The organism is Clostridium sp. CMCC3677 (assembly GCF_023845585.1).
Lineage (GTDB): Bacteria > Bacillota > Clostridia > Clostridiales > Clostridiaceae > Clostridium > Clostridium aquiflavi.
In genome coordinates this window covers 197,683-221,553 of record NZ_JAMQHS010000006.1, presented here as the reverse complement: position 1 = coordinate 221,553, position 23,871 = coordinate 197,683, and the positions used below count along the sequence as shown (strand labels likewise).

Sequence of the window (23,871 nt, the reverse complement as noted above, 5' to 3'; positions counted from 1 at the left end):
AATTATCTGGTATTAATACAGAAATGAGTACACAAACTTTTTCTAATTTTGAAGTTTGGAATAAAAGCTCAGAGTTTGCTAAAGAGGTAGCAATAGCATTTTATAATGATTTTAAAAATATAAGAAATCATAGACAAAATAGTATTTTATTTTGTGGCCAAGTAGGTAGTGGCAAAACACATCTTTCCGTAGCTCTTGGAATTAATCTTCTTGATAAAAAAATTAAAGTGGTATATGTGTTATATAGAGATGTTTTAACAAAGATAAAAAAATATGATTGATGATAAATACTATACCAAAATGCTTTCAAAATATCAAACATGTGATGTTTTACTTATTGATGAGGGAATAGAATCTAGACTTTATGAAATGTGTAAAGATTATGTTGTGGAAATAGAGAAGAGGCAAGAGAACAATTATAGATTAAGGTAAGGATTAGTTAGTGTTTGGAAGAGAATGTTTAATAGAATAGTGATGTATTTAGGATCTGCTATATATGACTTTTTGAAGTTGTATGTGGTGGGTTTTATTTTTTTTGTAGGAAGTTGATATGATAATTATGGGAAAGTATTTGGAATTTAGTAGTAAAATATTGGATTAATATAGTATAATAAGGATGAAAATGTAAGATTATATAGAGATAATGTCTATAATGGGAAGTTTGAGTAAATGAAATAATTTATAAAAAATAGTTTGATTGGCTAAAAATAAAGTAAAATTTCTATTCCATATTATTTTTTTGAACTTAGATATATTAAGATTAAAAAGTAACAATTGTGGTGAAAGAAATTATTAACATAAATTTTTATAATATTGGGAGATATAATAGTGGAACTCATATATGTATGGATTGAAAAATATAGAAATATAGAAAAACGCGGATTTAAATTATCAAATGATTTTACTGTTGAACTAGAAAATATAGAAGAAGAAAATTGTGAGAGTGTATATAACTGTATTAAAAAAATTAATATAAAAAGAAATACTAAGAAATTAAATATATATGGAAATAATATAGCAAATGTAACAGCCATAGTTGGTAAAAATAGTGTGGGAAAGAGTAATTTTCTTTCTTGTTTTGGAGAGTTGCTGACATCGTTTAAAGATTCAAGTTTTATTTTAATATATTATGATAAAGATAATGATAGTTATCTTTTAGAATGTAATAAAATAGCTATACAAGATGATTATGGACAGGTTGAAAGAGCAATACAGTGCAAATTTCAGCCTAGCACTCTTATTTTAAAATATTATAAAGGAAAAATTACTGAAGTTATTAATGAACATGAAATGTTAAATGATATTGAATATATTATGATTAAAGAAACTATAAATAAAATGATGCATCCATATGCAAATTGTAATTATTCTAGTATACCTAGATTTGGACTTGATTATAAAAATTCAGGAGCATTATATCAATTTTTATATTTAAAAGATATTAAGAATGGTGAAAACTTTAAAAATAATGATATATTACTAAATTTTGAAGTTATGAATGATTATAATAGATGGGATGAATATGAAATTACATTTTTACCTAAAGTTTTTTCAGATGAAAAATTTTATTATGAGCATGATTGTGATAAGGAACGATACTTATATAAAAAGGTTTATATGTTAAGGTTTTTTGAAACTACATTAAATAGAATGCACTTTCCCAAGGGTGATAGTACTAAAGGACAACGAGAAATACTAAAATCAGTCGTAAATCAATGTCAAGGAGATATAGACAAACTATTACAAAATTACGAAATAATAAAAGAAAAAATTATTGAAATTAGAACAATATTAATGAAAAATCATAAAGAAAATGATATAGATGTAGATGTTTGCTACAAGCAATTTTTAGAAATATTAGAAAAAATAATAATGAAAGTAGAAGATAAAAATTTTTTAAATACTTTTAAATTTAGTATAAGTATATCATCAATTTTAAATGATACAATATTAAGCCAATACGTATATGAATTTTTAGAACTTGCAGATAGTAGCAAGGATGTTAGCCTAGAATTTATAAATACTAAAATAGAAATATACTATGATAATATTTCTGATGGATTGAAGGAAAGGTTCAAGTTATTTTCTACCATATATAAATGTTTTAAACAAAATAATATAGAAAAATTTAAGAACATAATTTTAATTCTGGATGAACCTGATGTTCATATGCATCCAGAATGGTCAAGAAGATTATTTACAGATATATTAGATTTTTTGGAAAAACAATTTCGTGACTCAAAATTTCAAATAATATTTGCTACTCATTCTCCATTTATGTTATCAGATATACCTAAAGAAGATATACTTTATTTAAGTAAAGATGATAATGGAGAATTATACGTTGATAATGCAGTCATTAATACTTTTGGATCTAATATTCATATGCTACTTAAGCATAGTTTTTTTATGGATTCAACAATTGGTGAGTTTGCAAATAAAAGAATAAAAGATGTGGCTAAAGATTTAAGTGGAGATATAAAGAAAGTATCAGAAGATAGAAAAAAAGAAATTAGCTACATAATTAATAATATAGGTGAACCTGTAATAAAAAGAAAACTTGAAGATATGTATAGTAAGAAATTTGAACATACTGAAATAAATAATAAAATTGAGGAGCTATCAAAAAAAGTTAGGGAATTAGAAAAAATAATAAAAGAAAAAGGATTAGAGTAAGTAATTGTGATAAATTAGACAAGTATTATTTGAAAGTAGGTAAAATTAAGATGGAGTTAATTTATGCATATGTTGAAAAGTTTTCAGAATTACTAGAAGAACAAGAATTTTTATTTACGCAAAAATTTGATGTTAAATATAATAAAAAAAATAGAAAAATCTCAATAAAGAAAGTAGATTATGTAAAGAATTTCTTTGGAAACAATGTAGAAAATCTATCATTAATAATAGGGAAAAATGGTGCTGGAAAATCAACAACTCTAGATTTATTAGGAATGAAAATGGATGATAGAATAAGGAATTATAATAAATATAGAGATAAATACTTTTTATTATATCATATTAAAAATGATGTTTTCGCAATTGAGGGATGTGGAATAGATTTAATCAAAGGTATGGTTAGTAATTTACCATTAGAGGACAAATATCCAATAAGGGAACCATATAGTATTGTTATGGATAAGATAAATAAGGACACTCTTATGTATAACTATATAGGATATATGCAGAATGAAAGTGATAATAATGGAAAAGCAATAAATGAAAAAATTATATATGTAAATATAAGGGATAGATTTGATAAGTCAATTAGTGATAGATATTCAGATCTTTCAGTTTATAAACAAAATGATTATACAACTTTGGTAAATAGATTTTACGGAAGTAATATTGGAATTAAAGAAAAATATAATTTTCTAAATTTTCTTGTGATAAATCAAAAAAAATTGATTATTGAACATAGGGGATATGAAGTGGATTTCTTTAATACTGCTGTAAAGATAGTAATTGAAACTAAATTTAATTATTATGCAGAAGATGAAAAAAAGTTAGATTTAAAACTTCCTAAAAAGCCGGTTAAAAGTATATTTAGAAAAGTTAATAGATTAGATGAAAATATAAATGAATCAACCTTAATAGATTCAAAAGATATAAAACAAAGATTTATATTAGATTTTCTAGAAAATTATATATATGAATCCTTTAATGAAGGAGTATTAAGAAACAGGGGAGATAACAAAAACGAAAATGACGATATAATAATTGAAATTCAAAAAATAATTGATAGTCTATATTTAAGTATGGAAAATAAAGATTTATATGAAAATCAAGTAAGGTATTTATTGGAAATAATTAAAAAATTAATGATAAGATAGAAGAATATATTCAACTTGGCAATGAGAACATGTTTTATTACTCAATAGAAGAATTTATAGAGGCTTTAGAAAAGATTAATGAGGATTACTTTACAAGTAAAAATATAAAAATTCCGCTAAATCATGGTGAAGAATTAGAATTAATAAATTTAGCAAATATTCTAGATACATATATAATGCATAATGATAAAAATAATTTGGACAATAATATAAAAGTTATATTTAAGAATCTAAGTGAAGGCGAACATCAATTTTTAAATGTTTTTGCAAAAATAAGAGAAAGTTTAAAAAATCCTCATGTGAGATATGGAGATACTGTTATTTTATTATTAGATGAACCGGATAGATCATTTCATCCAGAATGGGCTCGAAAATTCATACCAATTTTATTAGATAATCTTAAGAGATTAGAAAATGTAGAAACTAAGTATCAAATCATTATTTCAACCCATTCCCCTTTTATGGTTTCAGATGTACCTAGCAATAATTTAATATTATTAGAGAGTACTTTAAATGAAAATAATGAAAAAAGATGTATAGTAAAAAGAATGAGGAACGTAGGAAAAACATTTGCAAATAATATTCATACAATTTTAGCCAATGAATTTTTTATTAAAGCTACTGTTGGTGAATTTTCAAGAAAGAAGATTCAAGAAAGTATAAAGTATATGATGGAATATAAAAAATGGAAGGATAAAAATTCAGAGGATATTCCATCTGTATTTTCAGAACCTAATTTGTCAGAACGTAAAATAGAAATTAAATATATTATAGATATCATTGGAGAACCTTTAATTAAAAGAAAACTTGAAGAATTATTTCTTAAAACTTTTTCTGAAGATGAAAAAGATTTAAAAGAAGAAATTATGGAATTGCAAAAAGAAAAAGCTGAATTAGAACAGATTCTAAAAGATGAAGGTTTAAATGATATTGAAAATATTATGAGATTATTGAATGAAAAAATCAGACAATTAAAAGATAAGGTAGATGTAAAAGATGATATTAATAAGATGTAATGACATTAAAAATTGGAATGTAATAAAAGAATATCATAAGGAATTTTTTCTAAAAAAAGTACAACGTGAAATTCAAAAAGAAATGCCGTTAGATAAAAATAGTAAAAAATATCTACTATTTAATGAATTATTTTTAAGTGAACAAGATCAGGTAGATGAAGAAAAATTATTTGAATTAGCAGTAGGAAACAAAGAAATATTAGACGAGATTATAGAAAAGTATAGGGAAATTATTTTTAAACAAGGTGAAGAAATTATATATGAATTAATAAATAAATTTATATATAATAAGAATAAAAAAGTAGAAAAAATAAAAAAAAGTCTAGAGAAATTAATTGATAAACTTAATGAAGAAGAAAAAGAAATTTTTGATGAATTAACTAAAACAGCTGGTGAGAAAATAGAATCTAAAGCAGAACGAGAAAAAATAGTAAGAGGAAGTGTTTTTGGAGATACATATAATGAAATACATGAAATTAAACAGAGCTTAGAAAAAATATTCAATTATGAAGGATGCTTTGGAAAAAAAGGAATAAAACTAAGCAATGAAATTCAGTGGAATAGGCATGAATTGCTATTTATGATGGGAATTTCGGTGTGTCCTTATTGCAATAGAGAATATATAAATAATTATTTTGATGATACAAACAAGCGCAAAAGTACTGCTGATCTTGATCATTTTTATCCTAAGTCTAAGTATCCTTTTTTAGCACTATCTCTATATAATTTTATTCCAAGCTGCCAAATATGTAATTCAAGATTCAAAGGGGATGAAGATTTCTACGAGGGAGGTTATATTTATCCATATGAAGAAGAGTTTGGAGATGAAGCTAAATTTAAAACAGATTTTTATACAAATGAGGATATAAAAAAGGATGAGAAAGAACTATTAAAAGAAGAGGATGCATATGATATAAGTTATTTGCTAGGTAATTCTAATAACTTCAAAATAGAAATTGATATAAAATATTCTGAAAGTGAAATTGGAAAGAAGATATATAAGTCTAAAAATATATTTCATCTTGAAGATTTATATAACTCTCATAAAGATTATATAAGAGAAATTATTAAAAAAGCTATAATATATAATGAGAGCAGAATAGATGAACTGTATGCACAATACCCTGAACTATTCAATAGTAGAGAGGAAGTTTTACAGATGGTTGTTTCTAATTATATAGATTCTGCTGAATTAGGTAAAAGACCTTTATCAAAATTAACAAAGGATATTTGTGAAGAGTTAGGATTAAGATGATAAAATAAACAGATAGATAACTTTTACATTTTTGAAATGGGTTGATATTGGAAATTGCTTTAGTTAATTGATGTTGTTGAACTTCCCATTATTCATATACTTAGAATAATTAGGAGAAATTATTTATAATAAGTAATTGAAAATAAATACTTAGTTCATAATTGTTACTTATAAAGTTCTATAAAATAATTTTATAGAAAGGTAGATTAAATATGAAAAAGAATATTATACTTTGTTTTATAATGCTTATTACATTAGGATTGTTAACGAGTTGTAATAAATCGGAAAGAAGTTCTACAGGCATCCATTATACGGTGGAAGATAATGTACACATATATTCAGAAAACTATATTGAATTGTACCAGAAAGCTCTGGCTGCGATGTTTGGAAGTGATTATGAAGTTGTCGAAGAAACTGAAATATATCACCAAGCCGGTGATATTAATGAAGATATTGATAAGCACGATATCAAATATATTCAGTGGACTATAAAATATACAGATGTTAACGGGAGTGAACAAGAGTTTCTGCTGAACAATAGCGCTACTTTGAAACATCAGATAGAGAGTTACCTGAAAGAATATATTGGTAAATATTATCAAGAACAGTTTATGAACAAGTATTTTATAGATATACCAATAGTAAATGCAAGTAGCTATACTTATTGCAATTTGGCAGACAGTACAGGTTATACGGATAATGATAAATATGAAGCTATGGAAAAACAGGTAAATGCATATAGGGAAAAACTGGAGACACCGGAGGGGTGCATTAATTTTACTAATTTTACTATGGAGAAAGCTTTTGACATATGTCCAGTTTATTTATCTATACATATTTCACTTGATGACCGTTTATATGATGCTGAAAAAAAGGTTGAAGTGGAAAAAGAAGCATTGCAGAAGGTAGAAGAAATGCGTAAAGCGCTTATAAATTTTACAGATGGAACGGTAAATGTTGATATAATAGTAGGTAACCTTAAAGGTAATGATTTATATGATGGTAAAGGTGATTGGCGATGGCATATTCTTAATGGAGAACCGATAACGTGTGAGTCAATTTTATTTGGCGAAAATGTATATGAAAGCTATAAGGGTTTTTTTGGTAAAGTGCTTTGAGATGGAAGGCAATGTGATGAAGAATTATATTATAGCTAAATATATAATGTAAAGCTATCCATTATTCATAAAATATGAAGTTTAACTTTAAATGATAGTATAGTAAATATAAGTTTTAGATACTAGGAGTAAACAGAGTTAACTAACAAAACACCCATGTATAAATAATTATGCATGGGTGTTTATCTTATAAAAGAAAGAGTTTTTTATTATGAGAGAAAGATTATTTTAAATCAAATTTTGTGATTGCTCTGTGTGTTATTTGAGCAGAATCAATTGCTTTTAATAATCCACCATTAATGAAAAAGACTTCTTTTTAGATTATAAGGTTCATTAATGTTTTAACTTGATCTGCATTAACATCTTCTTTTACACTAGAAAAGTTCTTTTTGTAAATACTGGATCACCATTCTTATCAACACCTTTTTGAATTTCAATGCTCATGATAGTGTCCTTTACAAGTTTGTTTATAGCCATTAGTTTAACCCCTTTAATTTGATTTCACATAGGATATATGTTTTAGAATTAAAAATTACAAGGTTATAAGAAAATTAATTATAAATATTTTTATAATATGTAAAGTTGTAGTCATTACTAAAATTCTCTTAAAAAATTTATAAGGGTGTATTTACAAAATATGATATAATTAACCAACAGAAAAATAGTAATTTGTGGAGGAAAAATATGTTTAAGTTGGGAAAATTAAAGTTTGATGTGGAGAATGCGACATTTGGTGGGAGTTTTATGGATTCTGCCATGAGTAAAAGAATGCAGAGTACTGGACTGGCAGAATTCTACTGGTCTATAGAAATAGATATGAATGCAGGAGATTTTGTAACAGAATTAGATAATGAAGAATTGGAAGACTCAGAAGATGATGAAGAAATTTATTATGAATCGGTTTCGCCTCGTTTGTATCATAACAATGGTTTTAGGCTTGATATAAAATCATGGAAAGATATAGAAGGACTTTCTTTAAAATGGGATTCTCAATATAATGCAAACGGTGAAGAAGCAGGAACATTGTATGTTTTTGAACATGAAGATGTAACTAGTGGAACAATTAAATTCTTAAAAAGAAATGGAAATAGGTTTCTAGTTCGATGGACAGGAACTGCAAATGTGTATTGGGATGATGAATATGGTGAAGATGTTCCATTTTCTTTTGAAGGAGAAGTGGAGTTTAGTGGAGTTAGTGCTTATTGTGATGATATATCAACTTTAGATGAATTAAAAATAGTGATTACAGATTTTATTAATTTAGATGAATATAAATGCATATTCAATGATACACATAAGATTAAAACAGGGATTTCTCATGTGTGGAAATTATTCCCTGAAAATATAGATAAATGATAAATAGATGATAATATTATATTGCGTGAATATGGATTTGAAATAGAAGTATTAAGATAACACAAATTCCAAATTTGTAAAGGAGACTAACAAATGAAATTATTTAATTTTTTAAAAAAATATATAAATAAACTAGATTTTTCGAAAATTGATTCTAATAAAAAAGTTCAAGAATTATATGAAAAAAAGATTCTTGTACCTCTTTATTTGATGCCATTACGTTTTAATGGTGAGCCAGTTTTTGAAAATACATTATATGTACCACCAGTAGTAGTTACATTAAAGGACAGATATGATGATATGATTGAAGATTTGCTAGAACAGGAAAAGGTTAATGGTTATGAGTGCAAACCAAAGTATAGAGGGAATAGTTTTATTCCTTGTTTGTTAACTGTCATAGCAAAGAAAAATGGACAAGAAGTCTTTACCGAAACCATAAAGATATGGTAAGTAAATTCCAATTTGCTGTATAACAGTTAAAATAGTAATTTGATGAAAGGATAAATTATGTATAAAGATATAAATTTAAACATTCATTATTCTGCACCTGAAGAAATATGGCATAAAATAAATGAAGTTTATAAATCTATGCCATACTGGGCAGGAAATGATAACGAAGTAAAATGGATTGGGAAAGATGTTGATTTATGGGCTTCTGTTGAGCCTAGTGGAATTCAAATCGCAGGTATTATGCCAGATTATATTTGGAATGAATGGTATAGTAGTCTTAAACATAAATTGACAGAATCACTCGGATACGAAATTGGAGAACCAGAAGACGGTTATGCTTTTAAATATTGGAGATAGATAAATTCTAATTTAAGGTTGGGTATTATAAATAGTAATTTGCTGACTGGTTTGAATCTACTATTGCGTAAAAGTTAGATACATGCTATCATATTTAATAATTAAATAATACGATGCTTATTCTTATCCCCGGGTAAGAATATTACAAAGCACTGAGTCTCATTCCATTAGGGCCTTTTTAAGGAGGAATTAGATTCAGTGCTTTTATGTTTATTAGAGGAGTTTAAGTATTATATTAAGACATAATATTTAATGTAGATGGAGGTAATTTAATGAATTGGAAGATTAAAAAATTTAAGGAACTTAATGTCGAAGAAATATACAAAATTTTAGCATTAAGAAATGAAGTATTTGTTGTTGAGCAGGAGTGTGCATATCTTGACTGTGATAATAAAGATTTAAATTCGTATCATTTATTTTCTGAAGAAAATGGAGAAGTAGTTGCATACTTAAGAATTTTGGAAAAGGGGGTTTCTTACGATGAAATATCAATAGGAAGAGTAGCCGTTAAGAAAAATTATCGTGGTAAAGGAATTTCAAGAGGAATGATGTTAAAAGCCATTGAGTTTGTAGAAAATAATTTAAATGAAGATACTATTAAAATTCAAGCACAAGCATATTTACTTAATTTTTATAGTAGTCTTGGCTTTAAAGCAGTTTCGGAAGAATATCTAGAGGATAATATTCCACATATAGATATGTTATATAAAAAATAAAGATAAAAAATTTGTTATAGTTGGTTTGTAATTTTAATATAATGCGAAGTAAATTTCAATTTGTTGATGAGATATTTATTTTATTCTAAATACTAAGATAAGTTGATTAAAGAAATATTTTTCTAATAATCTTTTTAAATAAAAACCATCTTATATAAAGGCAAGCCTACTTTCTGCAAACAAGCCGTTATCCCGTAAATGATACAAGCTTAAAGAGGCTAGTACATTTCGGGAAATTTTGTTTACCTAAATGTACATGCCTTTTTGTTCTTTTAAGATACATTTACTAAAAATAAAAAAATCCTTAATTGTAAACTTAGTTGGAATTAAACATGATATTAATAGTGGAATAAAACAACCAGGAGATAGAATATCAAAGCCACTCATACTTCATTTATGGATATTCTATCTCCAAATTGTTATATTCCTATGTAGCTAACTAATTGACAGGCAAAATGCTAGTCCATTAGGTTTAACCTATGCCTATTATATTTTTAGATGTTCTCTTATTTTATAGATGAATTAGTAGATAAGATAGTATTTTTATTAAATACAATTTTATATTTTATTTAGCAATATTCTTTATGATTTTAAATAAATTGATTTTATACTTTTATTACTAAATTTAACGAATTTCTAGGGTGTTTATATCTTCTAAATATGCCCCCGACTAATATATTATTTTCTATATATCTGTAGTTTGAAAAGCAAAATTATATCATAAAAAAAGTTAATAATGTCAAGGGCTAGGACTAAGGAGCAGATTGACAGTATTAATTTTTTATAAACTTTTGTAGCTAGGTCAAACATACCTAAGGCTTGTCCTTAAAATTAAGTAATTAAGTTTTTAATTTAGGATTTTCTTTTAGTTTTATATGACTTTATTAATCCAACTATTCCAGATATCATACATATAATTCCACAGATTATCTCTAATTTATGTCCTAAAGTATTTTTTCCAATTGAAGAAATAGATATAAGAAATCCAAATAATATATATAGAAAAAACATACTATAGAATTTATCGAAAGTAGCTACAAGTTTAATATGTAATTTTTTTAACAATATCTTACCCTCTTTTCATAGTAGTGTCTTTATTTAACATAAATATACTGTATTTAAATATATTTACTTATAAATTATAGTATTTATTTTGTGATATGTATAGCAAATAACATAATTGGAAATAATTTTATACATTTAAGACTTATTAATTCATTAATATCCATAAAAAAATCACCTCCTACATAGAGAATATATGTTTATAAGGTGATTATTTTATAGAGTTTATAAAATAAATATTATAGGTTATAATTGAAGTAACAACAAATTTATGATATATATGCTTCTAACTAGATATTGTTAATTAAAGATATAATTTTATATGAAAATTATATAAAAAGTATAAATGTAATAACTTAATTAGAACATATATATTAAAAGTGTTATATGCTAGGAATATTATTTTACAGTTAAAGGGGTGAAATGATGAGAGCTACTAATTATGAAGATATGATAAAAGGAAGCCCGATTCACATACGTTCACTGGGTAAGTTCGAAGAACAAAATCATAGATTTTGATTCTCACTTAAAGAGAGCTATGGATATATTTGCAGAAGATGGATTAAAGTTCTTTGGAATAGATAAAAAAGTTAAGGGCACAGGATCTACTGAGATTGTGGTACTTGAAATCAAGAATATGTTTATGGATTATACTTTCTTAATGGAAGATGATACGTATATACATTTTGAGTTCCAAACAACTAATAAGGGTGTTACTGATTTAAGAAGATTTAGAACATATGAAGCATTGTTAAATATGCAAACGGGAAAAGATGTTGTAACTTATGTAGTTTATTCAGGAGATATTAAAAAACCTTTAAATGGATATGAAAGTGGAATTAATTCATATAGAGTTAATGCTATTTCAATGTCTAATAAAGATGGAGATAAAATCTTTAATGATATAATAGATAAAATGAAATCAGGAGAAGAACTTAGTAAGCAAGATATTATAGCATTAACTTTTACACCGATAATGGGTGGAAAACTTAGTAAGGGTGATAAGATAGTAAATGCAATAAGAGTTGTTAAGGATATTGATAAGAATTATAGATATGATGTTGAGTCAATTCTGTATGCTTTTGCAAATAAGTTTTTAAGTGGTAAAGATTTAGAGAAAGTAAGGGAGGAGATTAAGATGACTGAATTAGGTAAGAGCTTGATTGAAGAGGGTATGGAAAAAGGTAAGTCAGAAGGCATTATTGAAGGTGAAAATAAAAAGACTATCGAGATTGTTAAAAATGCTATTAAACAGGGATTAGATAATATTATAATTAGTAATTTAACAGGATTATCAAATGAGGAAATTGAGGCAATAAGGAAAACTCTTAAGTATAGTAATTAGGAGAAAAAATTATGACTGAATTAGGTAAGAGCTTAATTGAAGAAGGAATTGAAAAAGGTATAGAAAAGGGAAGAGAAAAAGGCAAGTCAGAGGGTAAACTAGAAAAGGCAATAGAAACTGCGAAAATAGCTATTAAAAAAGGTATGAGTAATGAAGTAATAAGTGAATTGACAGATTTATCTATTGAGAAAATAGAAATAATAAGAAAAGCAATTAGTAATAATTAATTGTAATAAGATTAATTAAATTTGGAGATTAAAATGACTGAACTAGGAAGAAGTTTAATTGAAGAAGGTAGAAAACTAGGAATTCTTCAAGGGAGAAAGAATAAGAGTATTGAAGTTACTAAAAAAGCTATTAAAAAAGGCATAAGTAATAAACTTATAAATGAATTAACTGAGTTACCTATTGTGGAAATAGAAGAAATAAGAATGGCTATGGAATTGTAAATAGTTTTGTATAATTTAATAGACTCTGAAACTGGGGTTATTATTAAGTTATAGAATTATTGAACATTATTTGTTATATATTCATGGTAATATGCTATAGCAATATCAACAATAGTGCTTACACAAACATTTATATCTGTGTGTATACTTTTTAGTTCATTTATTTTTCTTACTGTAGATTTACGAAGAGTATAACTTCTTTTTATATTAGCAGCTTCTCCATCAATTGGAGGGGCAGCTCCATTAGTTATAGGAGTTTTTCTATTATCAAATAAGGTAGTATTTGATGAAGTAGAAGTATTATTATTTAATAAAATTATTGTTTATTTTCTATTTAACAATTGAAAATAAAATTGTTAAATAAATAGGTTATATAATTAGTAATTTAAAGTAAAAATCATTAAAGGTAGGATATCAATCTTAGAGGTTTATTTACATGCATATTATTAAATCAAAGTATAATTACAGTTCTTAAAAGATATGATAAAATAAATAATAGAATAGAGAATTTCATGCATTTAAGATATTAAAAGCTCTTGATTGCCTTAAGTTTGAAAGAGGTGAAATTATTAATGAATGATACTCAAAAAAATGATTTGTTTTATGTATGCTGTCTTATAGAATTTATAAGTAGAAAAAGCAAAAATAGAAGATCAACAATTGTTGAAATATTAGGTAGGAAAGAATTAGCTAGGCAATTAGATATTGCTCAGGTTAATCATTGTCTATCATTTGAGCAAGTTTCAGATGAAATAATAGAGTATTTTAATATACAAGAAGGTAACTTTGATACAGTTGGATTATGTAAATACAATGTTCCAAGTGTTCAATCTATAGGAAAAGTATATCAAAGATTAATATTAAGCATAATTTCAGAAAAAGCTAATTTAGCAGATGTTTTATTTGAAGTATTTAATTCATTTATAAGTGATGAAATTTCAGACTTTAATTCATCAGTTTATTATAGTAATCCAGATTATTTAAAATGGTCATATTTAGAAGGAAGATTATTAGAGTAAAAAAAACAAAACCCTAAAGGTAAAAAGTACCTTTAGGGTTAATTTACATACTCATACTAATATATATATAAATTTTTCTTAAAGCACTAGTCTTTCTATTAAAAGAAGTAGAGTAGCACACATCTTTTAATAGAAAAAATAAATTGATAATATATAATGAAAAACTATGGTGTAAAAATGGTGTAAAATATAAAAAACTCAATATACAAGCACAAAAAAAGAATGGCTTAAACCTAGTGTTTAAGTCATTCTTTATAAAATGGTGACCCATACGGGAATCGAACCCATGATTCCACCGTGAGAGGGTGGCGTCTTAACCGCTTGACCAATGGGCCTCACAACAAGTTTGATTATACGCCTTTATTTTTTTTATGTCAATATTTCCTGTAAATAAATTTATTTTACAAAAATTATAAAATTAAAATCTAAAATTAACCTAAATAGGAACTAGTATCTTAAATTGTAAAAGTAATTAATTAACATACTTATAATAAATAAAATTATGTTGGACATACTAAATTTAGACTAATTATAAATTGAATGTTAGGAGGGATTTTAATGCCTAAAGATAGTCAACCAGATAATAAAACAGCAAGAATGGAAAAATGTAATTATCAAACTCCAATAACAGAAGAAGGTCATAATCATAATCCTAATGCAAAACATAAATCTGTAAAAAGAGAAGGTTTTTCAAGTCAGCATTATAACAGAGCTGGAAATTAATTTTATTAAATTATAGAAGAAAATGGTGTTAATATTAATAAATAAAAATTAATATTAACACTTTTTTTTTACTTTTACGCATAAATTAGTCGAATACTGTTTTAAAAATAATTACTTTAAATATGATAAAGTGTTAAAATATTTAACTGTATAATGAAAAAAATAAAAAAATCACATATTTTGTTTACATAATAATATTTTTTCCATATAATAGTTAATGTATGTTAATTTAAATGTTGAAATTTAACAAGTTGAGGAGGAATATAGTGAGTAAAAGAGAGGGCTTTTCAAGTAGATTAGGATTTATACTATCTTGTATTGGAGCAGCAATAGGTTTAGGAAATGTATGGATGTTTCCTTATAAGCTGGGTGAAAATGGTGGGGCAGCATTTTTAATCCCATATTTTCTTTTTGTTATTATTTTAGGAGTAGTTGGATTAATGGGAGAGTTTGCATTTGGAAGAATGTACAAACAAGGATCATTAGGAGGAATAAGACAAGCTTTTAAAGATAAGAATATAAAAGGTGAAAAGATAATATCTATAATTCCTACTATTGGATTAACAGGAATATTCATGTTCTACACTGTGGTAATTGGATGGGTTTTAAAGTACTTTTTTATAAGTTTAACTGGAGAAATATCATCAATAAATACTGAAACATATTTTGCAAACTTTACTAATGGGCCTAGTGTAATAGTATGGCATGCATTGGCTGTTTTAATAACACTTATAATAGTAAGTTTTGGTGTTACAAAGGGGATTGAAAAGATTAATAAAATAATTATTCCGTTATTATTTATTATTTTTATAGTTTTAATAATCAAGTCTTTAAGTTTACCTAATTCAGTTGAAGGAGTTCAGTATCTATTAAAACCTGATTGGGCATATTTATTAAAACCAAGTACATGGGTTATGGCTATGGGACAAGCGTTTTTCACAGTATCTATAACTGGATGTTGTATGGTAGCATGCGGAAGTTACGCTGATGATAAATTTGATATACCGAACTGTGCTATAAATACAGCAGCATTTGATACTTTATCGGCATTATTAGCAGCATTTATGATTATGCCAGCAGTTTTTGCATTAGGACTAAACCCTACAGCAGGGCCTGCATTAATGTTTGTTACAGTACCAAGTATATTTCAAACAATGCCGTTAGGCAGTTTATTAAGTGCATTATTCTTTTTAAGTATAATATTTGCGTCAATTTCTTCATCAATAGCAATGCTTGAAGGACCAGTAGAGGCTGCTTTAAGTGTAACTAAGTGGAGTAGAAAAAAAGCAACAATAATTATAGCTAGTGTAGCATTTATTTTTGCAATTCCACTAGGCCTTAATGGAGAATTATTTAATAATTTTACAAACTTCATAACAATAATATTATCACCAATAGGAGCAGTAGTAACGGCATTTATTTTCTATTATATAGTTGATAATAAAAAAGCATTAGATGAAGTAAATAAAGGTGCAAAATACAAATTGGGAATTGGATTTATTAAATTTGGTAAATACATATTTGTTCCAGCAACAATAATTATAATAATTCTTGGTGTTATATATGGTGGAATTGGTTAAATAACATTTTATCTATATAATCTTAAAAAATATAAAATAAAAAAAGTTACCTTGATAATATATATGTTATTTAAAGGTGACTTTTTTTATTCATTATTTTTTAATGCAGCTATTTCTTTTCTTAACTCTTCAATGCTATTTTTTAGATTCTTAATTTCAGATTCGTATTTATTTGATGATTTATTACTCTGATTATTAGAGGTATTAGTTGAAGAAGATTCATAGGAATCACCAGTTTGATTAGTATCAGTATGAGTAGGTGGATTTGGACAGAAAGGATTGGCTACATTTTTATATTTTATATTATAGTACCTACCAGGTCCTCCTTGGAAATATTGTTGTTGAGAATTAAAAGTTAGTATAACCTGTCCTAATAATTCAAACCAATTTCCAATTGCATTTTGTAAGTTAAAGGGCAAATTACCAGCCATAACCAAACCTAGTATTTGAGCTATCAATGTAAAAAGTTGTGGAGCTAAATCTTGAAATCCACCAGGAATATCATTACAATTTGTGCTTGTACTATTGGATTCTGTATTTGAATTACATTGTTCATTCTTACAATTCCAATCACAATTTGAGGTGTTTCCACTATTTTGAATATAGTTAATAAAATCATTAAAGCTAAAATTGTTAAAATCAAAATTATTAAAATCCATTTTACCTCTCCTATGTAATTATACCTATAATATAGTATTCAATTAATACATTTAGTGAACATTAAAAGTTTTGGATATAATTTTTAGTTGAATAAAAGTAAGTAGTACCTTATAATTTATCCATAATAAAATATTTGTTTTTTAGGTTCTATAGGCATTTAAATTGCTTAAGATTAATAGGGAAAGTGGTTAAAATCCACTACAGCCCCCGCTACTGTAAAGGGTGACTAATTCTTTAAGGAATATGAAAATAAATAACAAGTCAAAGATGCGACGGATATTTTGTGAAATACAATGACTTAGTTCTGCTAATAGTTGTGCTATTAGCAGAATCCAAGGAAGAAGTAGTTCACAAAATAAACTATCATACTGACTAGTTATTTATTTGAATGTGACTAATATCCACTGAAATTTTTACTTGGGAAGGAAAAGAATTTTTAGGATGACCCCTGAGTCAGGAGACCTGCCTAAAATTCATGCTATCTTTCGGAGGGAGGGACAATAGCAAGTTAAAAGAAAATAAAAAATTATTTTTTTAGTTTGTTATGTGTTTAAGTAGGTCCTTACTAATGTATATTATTTTAGTAGGGATATTTTTTATTTTGAGAAAATAATTGTGTTTTATTATAAAAAAAATAAATTAGTAGAGTGGAGAAAGAAATATGAAAAAAGCAATTTTAGTAGTTAGTTTTGGGACGAGTCATTTAGATGCATTAGAAAATTCTATTGAAAGAATAGAAAATAAAATAAAATATGAATTTAAAGATTATGAAATATTTAGAGCTTTTACAGCACATAAAATAATAAAAAAATTAAAAAATGTTCATAACATAGATATAGCTACACCTGAAGAGGCATTAGAAGATTTATATAAAAAAGGATTTAAAGAAGTAATAATTCAACCATTACATATAATTCCAGGTGAGGAATTTGATTATATAAAAGGTGTTGCTAAGATGTATAAAGATAAATTTTCTTCTCTTAAACTTGGTAGACCAATATTTTATTATCAAGGCATAGAGGATGCACCACAAGATTATACATTGTTTATAAATAGCATAGAAACTTTGTTAAAGAAAAATGAATGTACTATATTATTTGGTCACGGAACTCCACATTGCTGTAATTCTGTATATGGTTGTCTTCAAAGTGTTTTAGTTGACGAAGGATATGATAATGTTTTTGTTGGAACTGTAGAGGGGTATCCTACTTTTGAAACAGTATTAAAGAGAGTAAAAAGAAAAAATATTAATAATGTTACTTTAGTTCCATTAATGGTGGTTGCAGGGGATCATGTTAAAAATGATATGGCATCAGAAGAAGAAGATTCTTGGAAAAGTATGTTCTTAAATGAAGGTATAAATGCTGAAGCATATATTCATGGATTAGGTGAAATAGATGAATTTACAAATCTTTATATTTCAAGAATTTATGATCTTATAGAAGACAGATATTTAAATGTAGGAAGTACGAAAAAATTACACTGCGCTTTAGTGTAGTTTGGATATATTCATTTTATTTATCATAATTAAATCAAGAAAGGAGTGAATAATATGAAATCTATAATTATTTCGTCTAATTGCAGTGGTGGAGGAAAAACAACTTTTACTTTAGGTCTTATGAAAGCATTTAAAGATAGAAGTTTAAGTGTACAAGGTTATAAGGTAGGCCCTGATTACATAGATACAGCTTTTCATAAAGAAGCTACAGGAGTAGAATCTAGAAATCTTGATACATTTTTAATGGGGAAAGATGGAGTTAGAAGAAGTTACTTTAAAGGAAATGGTGACATCGGAATAATTGAAGGTGTAATGGGATTATACGATGGTGTAGGAGTAACAACAAAATTTTCAACTTATGATATCTCTAATACATTAGGAAATATGCCTATAATTTTAGTACTTTCACCTAAAGGACAGAGTTCAACACTATGTGCAGAAATAAACGGTCTTAAGAACTATAGAAATGCTAATATTATTGGTGTTGTATTAAATTGTGTAAGTGAAAAATATTATAAACTTTTAAAATATGCTATAGAAGAAAATTGCAGTACAAAAGTATTTGGATATATTCCTAAAAATGAAGAATTAAAAATTTCTAGCAGGCATTTAGGTCTAGTGCAAAGCATGGAAATAGATGATTTACAAGATAAGTTATCATTATGTAGTAAACTAATAAATGAACATGTTGATTTAGATGGGATTTTAGAGAGTATGTTAGAAATTAATTGTGATAGCAATAATAAAATAGAGATTAGTATAGAGAATAAGAATCTAAATATTGCAATAGCATTGGATAAAGCATTTAGTTTTTACTATAAAGATAATATAGAACTTTTAAAATCTATTGGAAATATAACATATTTTAGTCCTATGAATGATGAGAAATTACCAGATAACTTAGATTTTTTATACATAGGAGGAGGATATCCAGAAGTTTTTAAAGAAGAATTAGAAAGTAATATATCTATGAGAAAAAGCATAAAAAATGCATTAGATTCTGGACTAAAATGTTATGCAGAATGTGGTGGTCTTATGTATTTAACAAAAGAAATTGATGGATATAATATGGTTGGATTCTTTAATGGAAAAAGTGAAATGACTAAAGGTCTTAAAAGATTTGGATATTGTACAGTAAATATAGATGAAAAATATTTTGGGCAAAAAGTTAAAATAAATGCTCATGAATTTCATAAGTCAGATGTTAATTTAAATGAAAATAAAATATATAATGTTGAAAAAACACAATATGATGGAGAAAAGATAACTTGGCAGTGTGGATATTTAAAAAATAATACATTAGCAGGATATGCACACATTAATTTCTTGGGAAATATTAAATTAATAGAAAGTTTAATAAATAGATAAATAAATTTAATGAAGTGTTAATATATACATAAGTAAAGTGGACTGAGTAATTGAACTTAGGAATACTAAAATAACTATAGTCCCATTTTAGCTTGTTCTCAATATAAAATTGAGACAAGCAGTAAATGTGACAATACTCATTAAGTATTCTCAAAGTCCAATTACAATGCCACTTTACCTAGTGTATATATTAACTTAAATTTAAATAAACTATAAATTAAATCAATTTTATAAGAAGAGAAGGAGAGCGTATGGATTATTTGAAGAATCCTATGGGGATTGAAGAAAAGAGTTTTGAGATAATAGGTGAGGAGTTAGGTAAGCATTCTTTTACAGATGAAGAACTTTTAATAGTTAAAAGAGTTATACATACAACTGCTGATTTTGAATATAAAGATTTAGTTGAAATAAGTGATGATGCTATAAGTGTAGGAAAAGAGGTGTTATCTAAAGGGGCTACGATATATACAGATACTAATATGGCTTTAAATGGAATAAACAAGATGGCGTTAGCTAAAACAAATAGTAAGGTAATTTGTTATGTAAATGAACCAGATGTTCATAAGGAAGCAAAGGAAAAAGGAATTACTAGAAGTATGGCTGCTGTTGAAAAAGCTTGCAGTGATAATGTAGATATATTTGTATTTGGAAATGCACCTACTGCATTATTTAAACTAAAAGAACTTATAAAAGAAAAGAAAGCAAATCCAAAGCTTGTAATAGCAGTTCCAGTAGGCTTTGTTGGAGCAGCTGAAAGTAAGGAAAATTTAGATGAACTAGGAATTCCTTATATAAGAGTAAAGGGAAGAAAAGGTGGAAGTACAGTTGGAGCTGCAATTGTAAATGCACTTTTGTATATGATTGTTAAAAGATAGGGTCGGTCATATTTATACTCCATTAGCATTGGCTTTTGGAATTAGCTTTTTTGACTTGTTATGGGAAAATATAAATGAGTAAGTGCATTTCATGTACCGAAATTAGGAGGTAAGTTTCTATGTTTGAAATGTATATTGAAAGTGGAATGAATAAGTTGAGATGTGGGTACACAACAGGATCATGTGCTACAGGAGCTTCTAAAGCAGCAACAATGTTACTTTTTAACATATTAGACGATGAAGAAGAGTTAAATGAAATAGAAATAGACACTCCCAAGGGTATAAAAGTTGAAATGCCTATTGATGATGTAGTTATAGGTGAAAACTTTGTACAGTGCACTATATTAAAATTTAGTGGTGATGATAAAGACATTACAATGGGACTCGAGATACAAGCAAGAGCAGAAAAAATAAGTAAAGAAGAAGCAGAAGAATTATCTAAAAAGTTAATAAGTAATGAAAGTAAGACTATTTTCTTAGATGGTGGAATTGGTGTTGGAAGAGTTACAAAAGATGGACTATTTGTAGCAAAGGGTGAACCAGCTATAAATCCAGTTCCAAGAGAAATGATTATAAAAGAGGTCGGGAGCATTTTACCAAAAAATCAATATGTAAAAGTGATAATTTCTGTTCCTCAAGGCATTGAGATAGGTAAAAAAACTTTTAATCCAAGGCTTGGAATAGAAGGGGGAATATCTATATTAGGTACATCTGGAATAGTATACCCTATGTCGGAAGATGCATTAAAAGCTTCTATAAAATTAGAAATAAATCAAAAGTCTTTAAAATTTAAAAATCTGATACTTACTTTTGGGAATTTAGGTGAGAATTATTGTAAGAGATTAGGTTACAAAGAAGAAGAAATTATTATATGTTCAAATTTCATAGGATTTGCATTAGAATGTTGTGTTTCTTGTAATGTTAAAAATATAGTTATAGTTGGTCATATAGGAAAGATGAGCAAGATAGCTTATGGATGTTTTAATACCCATAGTAGAGTATGTGGAGTAAGGCTTGAAGTATTAGCCTTAGAATTAGCACTTTTAGGATACGACATTTCTTTAGTAAATAAAGTTTTAAATGAAAAAACTTGTGAAGGTGCTGTGAAATTATTAGGTGAAGGCTATGAAAAATTATATGAAAATATAGGTGAAAAAATATTAAAGAGTATGAAAAATTATGTTTATGATGAATTAAATATAGATGCAATCATGTATTATGGAGCATCAAATCCAATCTTACTTTGGAGTTCATGTTTGGAGTGATAAAGAGATGTTATTTGTAGTTGGAATTGGTCCAGGACATAAAGATTATATTGTAGGAAAAGCAACAAATGTATTAAAAAGTTCAGATGTAATTATAGGGTTTAAAAGAGCAGTAGATTCTCTTGATTTTATTGATACTAAAAAAATTTATTTAAAGGGTTTAAAAGATTTAGAAAGAATATTAGAAGAAAATAAAAATTTTAATATTTCATTAGTAGCTTCAGGTGATCCAATGTTTTATGGAATAGTAAATTATTTAAAAAACAATATCACTAATAATTTTGAAGTAATACCAGGAATAAGTTCTTTTCAGTACTTATCTTCAAAGGTTAAATTACCTTGGAATAATGCGCATTTAGGGAGTTTACATGGAAGAAATGAAGAGTTTTTAAATACTGTAAAAGAAAATAATATGACTGTATGGCTCACTGATAAAGAAAACAATCCAAGTAAATTATGTGAAATTTTATATTCTAAATCTATTGATTGTAATGTAATTATAGGTCAAAATCTTTCTTATGAGGACGAAATTATAAATATAGGAAAACCTGAAGAGTTTATAAATAAACAATTTAGTGAACTGAGTATTTTAATAATTAGCCATGTTTTAACAAAGTGTTGATATATGTATAAGCAAAGGCGGACGAAGTAATTAATAGAGAGTAAAGGTGTTATATTATGATATTTATAAAAGATGATGAATTTATTAGAGGCAAATGTCCAATGACAAAGGAGGAGATCAGAGTTCTTTCAATAAGTAAGATGGATTTAAAAGAAGACTCATTTGTATTAGATATAGGAAGTGGAACTGGAAGTATTACAGTTCAAGCATCTAAGATTGCGAAACACGGAAAAGTTTTAGCTATAGAAAAAGAAGAGGAAGCTTATAATATTACAAAAAGTAATGTGGAAAAATTTCAATGTAAAAACGTTATGGTTTTAAATAAAAAGGGAACTAATGCATTATATACATTAGTTGATGAAGAACTAGAGTTTGATTCTATATTTATAGGTGGAAGTTCAGGAGAGTTAGAGGAAATAATAAGAATTTGTAATGAACTTTTAAGTAGTGATGGAACAATTGTTATGAATTTTATCACTTTAGATAATGCTTATAAAGCTATAGAAAAGATGAAATCATTAAATTATAAAGTAGAAGTTTCTATGGTTAATGTAAGTAAAAATAAAGGAGATACATTAATGATGATATCTCTTAACCCAATATATATAATTAAATGTAGAAGAGGAGAAGAAGAATAAAATGGCAGTATTATATGGAATAGGTGTAGGACCAGGGGATAAGGAACTTATAACAGTAAAGGGAGCAAAAACTATAAATATGTGTGATGTTATAGTTGCACCAACAGCTACAGAAGGTGGAGAAAGTATCGCATTTGAAACTGCAAGAGAATATGTTAGAGAAGATGCTGAAGTTGCAATTATGCATTTTCCTATGGGGGGAAAAGATAGATTAAAAAAATCAAGAGAAGCTTATGACTTTATTGAAAAGAAATTAGCAGAAGGTAAAAATGTTGCATTCTTAACTATTGGAGATCCATATGTATATAGTACTTATATTCATATGTTAAGTCATGTAAAAGAACATGGATTTGAAGTAAAGACACTACCAGGAATAACTTCATTTTGTGCAGCAGCAAGTTTAATAGATAGAACATTAGTAATTGGAGATGAAAAATTAGTTATATTACCTGCAAGCAAGATAAAAGAAATAACAGATGAAAAATACATAGTAATTATGAAGATGTACAAGCACGAAGAAGAGGTTCTAGATGTATTAGAAGAAAAGGGATTTGACTATACTTATATTAGTAGAGTTGGAAGAGAAGGAGAAACTATATTAAAAGACAGAGAAGAAATATTAAAGCTTTGTGATTATATGTCATTAGTTATAGCAAGCAGATAATAAGG

25 protein-coding genes, 1 tRNA gene, 2 pseudogenes and 1 riboswitch are annotated in these 23,871 nt (G+C 26.4%); of the genes and pseudogenes, 23 read left to right on the top strand and 5 right to left on the bottom strand.

The genetic code is table 11. The features are described from left to right. The first annotated feature begins 23 nt into the window (after nucleotides 1–23). The 6 genes and pseudogenes from NG901_RS09440 (at nucleotide 24) to NG901_RS09415 (ending at nucleotide 7,219) form a co-directional block, all read left to right on the top strand. Nucleotides 24–432: pseudogene (locus tag NG901_RS09440) on the top strand (DnaA ATPase domain-containing protein). Between the two features lie 396 nt (nucleotides 433–828). After that, on the top strand, nucleotides 829–2,676 hold the full coding sequence (locus NG901_RS09435; RefSeq protein ID WP_252213922.1) for an AAA family ATPase: 1,848 nt from the start codon (nucleotides 829–831) through the stop codon (nucleotides 2,674–2,676). 50 nt (nucleotides 2,677–2,726) lie between these two features. After that, on the top strand, nucleotides 2,727–3,830 hold the full coding sequence (locus tag NG901_RS09430) for a hypothetical protein (protein WP_252213921.1): 1,104 nt from the start codon (nucleotides 2,727–2,729) through the stop codon (nucleotides 3,828–3,830). 29 nt (nucleotides 3,831–3,859) lie between these two features. Then, nucleotides 3,860–4,846: an AAA family ATPase gene (locus tag NG901_RS09425; protein ID WP_252213920.1), complete on the top strand. Its 987-nt coding sequence runs from the start codon at nucleotides 3,860–3,862 to the stop codon at nucleotides 4,844–4,846. Next, nucleotides 4,827–6,101, top strand: a complete 1,275-nt coding sequence (locus tag NG901_RS09420; protein ID WP_252213919.1) for a hypothetical protein — start codon at nucleotides 4,827–4,829, stop codon at nucleotides 6,099–6,101. Before NG901_RS09425 ends, NG901_RS09420 begins: the two co-directional genes overlap by 20 nt. Nucleotides 6,102–6,313: 212 nt before the next feature. After that, nucleotides 6,314–7,219, top strand: coding sequence for a hypothetical protein (locus NG901_RS09415; RefSeq protein WP_252213918.1), 906 nt, complete (start codon nucleotides 6,314–6,316; stop codon nucleotides 7,217–7,219). A gap of 369 nt (nucleotides 7,220–7,588) precedes the next feature. Here the strand turns inward: NG901_RS09415 and NG901_RS09410 are convergent, their stop codons facing one another. Then, nucleotides 7,589–7,696 carry a DUF1659 domain-containing protein gene (locus NG901_RS09410; RefSeq protein ID WP_252213916.1) on the bottom strand — a complete coding sequence of 36 codons (108 nt, stop codon included), beginning with the start codon at nucleotides 7,694–7,696 and terminating at the stop codon, nucleotides 7,589–7,591. Nucleotides 7,697–7,903: 207 nt separating this feature from the next. Here NG901_RS09410 and NG901_RS09405 point away from each other — a divergent pair, with 207 nt between their 5' ends. The 4 genes from NG901_RS09405 (at nucleotide 7,904) to NG901_RS09390 (ending at nucleotide 10,098) form a co-directional block, all read left to right on the top strand. Next, the gene (locus tag NG901_RS09405; RefSeq protein ID WP_252213915.1) at nucleotides 7,904–8,575 is read left to right on the top strand and encodes a hypothetical protein; all 672 of its coding nucleotides are present in this window, start codon (nucleotides 7,904–7,906) and stop codon (nucleotides 8,573–8,575) included. 93 nt (nucleotides 8,576–8,668) lie between these two features. After that, a complete protein-coding gene (locus NG901_RS09400) occupies nucleotides 8,669–9,025 on the top strand; it encodes a hypothetical protein (RefSeq protein ID WP_252213913.1) in 357 nt (118 codons plus the stop codon). 57 nt (nucleotides 9,026–9,082) lie between these two features. Then, complete coding sequence (locus NG901_RS09395) at nucleotides 9,083–9,382, top strand: hypothetical protein (RefSeq protein WP_252213912.1); 300 nt, start codon at nucleotides 9,083–9,085, stop codon at nucleotides 9,380–9,382. A 272-nt stretch (nucleotides 9,383–9,654) separates the two neighbouring features. Further along, nucleotides 9,655–10,098 (top strand): GNAT family N-acetyltransferase, encoded by a 444-nt coding sequence (locus tag NG901_RS09390; RefSeq protein WP_252213910.1) that lies wholly within the window; start codon nucleotides 9,655–9,657, stop codon nucleotides 10,096–10,098. 852 nt (nucleotides 10,099–10,950) lie between these two features. Here NG901_RS09390 and NG901_RS09385 read toward each other — a convergent pair. Further along, nucleotides 10,951–11,163 (bottom strand): hypothetical protein, encoded by a 213-nt coding sequence (locus NG901_RS09385; RefSeq protein ID WP_252213908.1) that lies wholly within the window; start codon nucleotides 11,161–11,163, stop codon nucleotides 10,951–10,953. A 535-nt stretch (nucleotides 11,164–11,698) separates the two neighbouring features. Here NG901_RS09385 and NG901_RS09380 point away from each other — a divergent pair. Genes NG901_RS09380 through NG901_RS09370 form a run of 3 tightly spaced genes read left to right on the top strand, consistent with a single transcriptional unit; the run spans nucleotide 11,699 to nucleotide 12,954 of the window. Continuing rightward, nucleotides 11,699–12,505, top strand: coding sequence for an RpnC/YadD family protein (locus NG901_RS09380; RefSeq protein WP_252213906.1), 807 nt, complete (start codon nucleotides 11,699–11,701; stop codon nucleotides 12,503–12,505). 11 nt (nucleotides 12,506–12,516) lie between these two features. After that, nucleotides 12,517–12,732 carry an RpnC/YadD family protein gene (locus NG901_RS09375; RefSeq protein ID WP_252214026.1) on the top strand — a complete coding sequence of 72 codons (216 nt, stop codon included), beginning with the start codon at nucleotides 12,517–12,519 and terminating at the stop codon, nucleotides 12,730–12,732. Between the two features lie 33 nt (nucleotides 12,733–12,765). Then, nucleotides 12,766–12,954: a hypothetical protein gene (locus tag NG901_RS09370; RefSeq protein WP_252213904.1), complete on the top strand. Its 189-nt coding sequence runs from the start codon at nucleotides 12,766–12,768 to the stop codon at nucleotides 12,952–12,954. 56 nt (nucleotides 12,955–13,010) lie between these two features. On the opposite strand, the pseudogene NG901_RS09365 reads toward NG901_RS09370, so the two are convergent. After that, nucleotides 13,011–13,244, bottom strand: a pseudogene (locus NG901_RS09365) (hypothetical protein); the annotation flags it as partial. A gap of 282 nt (nucleotides 13,245–13,526) precedes the next feature. On the opposite strand from NG901_RS09365, the gene NG901_RS09360 reads away from it, so the two are divergent. Next, nucleotides 13,527–13,973 (top strand): hypothetical protein, encoded by a 447-nt coding sequence (locus NG901_RS09360; RefSeq protein ID WP_252213903.1) that lies wholly within the window; start codon nucleotides 13,527–13,529, stop codon nucleotides 13,971–13,973. Between the two features lie 260 nt (nucleotides 13,974–14,233). Here the strand turns inward: NG901_RS09360 and NG901_RS09355 are convergent. Continuing rightward, nucleotides 14,234–14,308 (bottom strand) — tRNA-Glu (locus NG901_RS09355). 223 nt (nucleotides 14,309–14,531) lie between these two features. Here NG901_RS09355 and NG901_RS09350 point away from each other — a divergent pair. Further along, the gene (locus NG901_RS09350) at nucleotides 14,532–14,696 is read left to right on the top strand and encodes a hypothetical protein (protein WP_252213901.1); all 165 of its coding nucleotides are present in this window, start codon (nucleotides 14,532–14,534) and stop codon (nucleotides 14,694–14,696) included. A gap of 266 nt (nucleotides 14,697–14,962) precedes the next feature. Continuing rightward, a complete protein-coding gene (locus tag NG901_RS09345; protein ID WP_252213900.1) occupies nucleotides 14,963–16,276 on the top strand; it encodes a sodium-dependent transporter in 1,314 nt (437 codons plus the stop codon). Between the two features lie 86 nt (nucleotides 16,277–16,362). On the opposite strand, the gene NG901_RS09340 is transcribed toward NG901_RS09345, so the two are convergent. Further along, nucleotides 16,363–16,935, bottom strand: a complete 573-nt coding sequence (locus NG901_RS09340) for a hypothetical protein (RefSeq protein WP_252213898.1) — start codon at nucleotides 16,933–16,935, stop codon at nucleotides 16,363–16,365. A gap of 126 nt (nucleotides 16,936–17,061) precedes the next feature. After that, a riboswitch (cobalamin riboswitch) is annotated at nucleotides 17,062–17,227 on the top strand. Nucleotides 17,228–17,597: 370 nt separating this feature from the next. Between NG901_RS09340 and NG901_RS09335 the strand changes: the two genes are divergently transcribed. The 7 genes from NG901_RS09335 (at nucleotide 17,598) to NG901_RS09305 (ending at nucleotide 23,866) form a co-directional block, all read left to right on the top strand. Then, entirely contained in the window at nucleotides 17,598–18,434 is an 837-nt protein-coding gene (locus NG901_RS09335) for a sirohydrochlorin cobaltochelatase (protein WP_252213896.1), read from the top strand. 54 nt (nucleotides 18,435–18,488) lie between these two features. Continuing rightward, on the top strand, nucleotides 18,489–19,802 hold the full coding sequence (locus NG901_RS09330; protein ID WP_252213895.1) for a cobyrinic acid a,c-diamide synthase CobB: 1,314 nt from the start codon (nucleotides 18,489–18,491) through the stop codon (nucleotides 19,800–19,802). A 251-nt stretch (nucleotides 19,803–20,053) separates the two neighbouring features. Then, nucleotides 20,054–20,677 carry a precorrin-8X methylmutase gene (locus NG901_RS09325; RefSeq protein ID WP_252213893.1) on the top strand — a complete coding sequence of 208 codons (624 nt, stop codon included), beginning with the start codon at nucleotides 20,054–20,056 and terminating at the stop codon, nucleotides 20,675–20,677. 119 nt (nucleotides 20,678–20,796) lie between these two features. Then, nucleotides 20,797–21,942 carry a cobalt-precorrin-5B (C(1))-methyltransferase CbiD gene (cbiD, locus tag NG901_RS09320; protein WP_252213891.1) on the top strand — a complete coding sequence of 382 codons (1,146 nt, stop codon included), beginning with the start codon at nucleotides 20,797–20,799 and terminating at the stop codon, nucleotides 21,940–21,942. Between the two features lie 7 nt (nucleotides 21,943–21,949). Continuing rightward, entirely contained in the window at nucleotides 21,950–22,564 is a 615-nt protein-coding gene (gene cbiE / locus NG901_RS09315; RefSeq protein WP_252213889.1) for a precorrin-6y C5,15-methyltransferase (decarboxylating) subunit CbiE, read from the top strand. Between the two features lie 56 nt (nucleotides 22,565–22,620). After that, nucleotides 22,621–23,202: a precorrin-6Y C5,15-methyltransferase (decarboxylating) subunit CbiT gene (cbiT, locus tag NG901_RS09310; protein WP_252213887.1), complete on the top strand. Its 582-nt coding sequence runs from the start codon at nucleotides 22,621–22,623 to the stop codon at nucleotides 23,200–23,202. Nucleotide 23,203: 1 nt separating this feature from the next. Beyond that, the gene (locus NG901_RS09305) at nucleotides 23,204–23,866 is read left to right on the top strand and encodes a cobalt-factor II C(20)-methyltransferase (RefSeq protein WP_252213885.1); all 663 of its coding nucleotides are present in this window, start codon (nucleotides 23,204–23,206) and stop codon (nucleotides 23,864–23,866) included. Nucleotides 23,867–23,871 lie beyond the last annotated feature (5 nt).

Bases quoted from the DNA above. Each gene is read 5' to 3' on its own strand.
- NG901_RS09430 (WP_252213921.1), top strand. From the start codon at position 2,727: ATGGAGTTAATTTATGCATATGTTGAAAAGTTTTCAGAATTACTAGAA.
- NG901_RS09425 (WP_252213920.1), top strand. From the start codon at position 3,860: ATGTTTTATTACTCAATAGAAGAATTTATAGAGGCTTTAGAAAAGATT.
- NG901_RS09420 (WP_252213919.1), top strand. From the start codon at position 4,827: ATGATATTAATAAGATGTAATGACATTAAAAATTGGAATGTAATAAAA.
- NG901_RS09415 (WP_252213918.1), top strand. From the start codon at position 6,314: ATGAAAAAGAATATTATACTTTGTTTTATAATGCTTATTACATTAGGA.
- NG901_RS09410 (WP_252213916.1), bottom strand. From the start codon at position 7,696: ATGGCTATAAACAAACTTGTAAAGGACACTATCATGAGCATTGAAATT.
- NG901_RS09405 (WP_252213915.1), top strand. From the start codon at position 7,904: ATGTTTAAGTTGGGAAAATTAAAGTTTGATGTGGAGAATGCGACATTT.
- NG901_RS09400 (WP_252213913.1), top strand. From the start codon at position 8,669: ATGAAATTATTTAATTTTTTAAAAAAATATATAAATAAACTAGATTTT.
- NG901_RS09395 (WP_252213912.1), top strand. From the start codon at position 9,083: ATGTATAAAGATATAAATTTAAACATTCATTATTCTGCACCTGAAGAA.
- NG901_RS09390 (WP_252213910.1), top strand. From the start codon at position 9,655: ATGAATTGGAAGATTAAAAAATTTAAGGAACTTAATGTCGAAGAAATA.
- NG901_RS09380 (WP_252213906.1), top strand. From the start codon at position 11,699: ATGGATATATTTGCAGAAGATGGATTAAAGTTCTTTGGAATAGATAAA.
- NG901_RS09375 (WP_252214026.1), top strand. From the start codon at position 12,517: ATGACTGAATTAGGTAAGAGCTTAATTGAAGAAGGAATTGAAAAAGGT.
- NG901_RS09370 (WP_252213904.1), top strand. From the start codon at position 12,766: ATGACTGAACTAGGAAGAAGTTTAATTGAAGAAGGTAGAAAACTAGGA.
- NG901_RS09360 (WP_252213903.1), top strand. From the start codon at position 13,527: ATGAATGATACTCAAAAAAATGATTTGTTTTATGTATGCTGTCTTATA.
- NG901_RS09350 (WP_252213901.1), top strand. From the start codon at position 14,532: ATGCCTAAAGATAGTCAACCAGATAATAAAACAGCAAGAATGGAAAAA.
- NG901_RS09340 (WP_252213898.1), bottom strand. From the start codon at position 16,935: ATGGATTTTAATAATTTTGATTTTAACAATTTTAGCTTTAATGATTTT.
- NG901_RS09335 (WP_252213896.1), top strand. From the start codon at position 17,598: ATGAAAAAAGCAATTTTAGTAGTTAGTTTTGGGACGAGTCATTTAGAT.
- NG901_RS09330 (WP_252213895.1), top strand. From the start codon at position 18,489: ATGAAATCTATAATTATTTCGTCTAATTGCAGTGGTGGAGGAAAAACA.
- NG901_RS09325 (WP_252213893.1), top strand. From the start codon at position 20,054: ATGGATTATTTGAAGAATCCTATGGGGATTGAAGAAAAGAGTTTTGAG.
- cbiD (WP_252213891.1), top strand. From the start codon at position 20,797: ATGTTTGAAATGTATATTGAAAGTGGAATGAATAAGTTGAGATGTGGG.
- cbiE (WP_252213889.1), top strand. From the start codon at position 21,950: ATGTTATTTGTAGTTGGAATTGGTCCAGGACATAAAGATTATATTGTA.
- cbiT (WP_252213887.1), top strand. From the start codon at position 22,621: ATGATATTTATAAAAGATGATGAATTTATTAGAGGCAAATGTCCAATG.
- NG901_RS09305 (WP_252213885.1), top strand. From the start codon at position 23,204: ATGGCAGTATTATATGGAATAGGTGTAGGACCAGGGGATAAGGAACTT.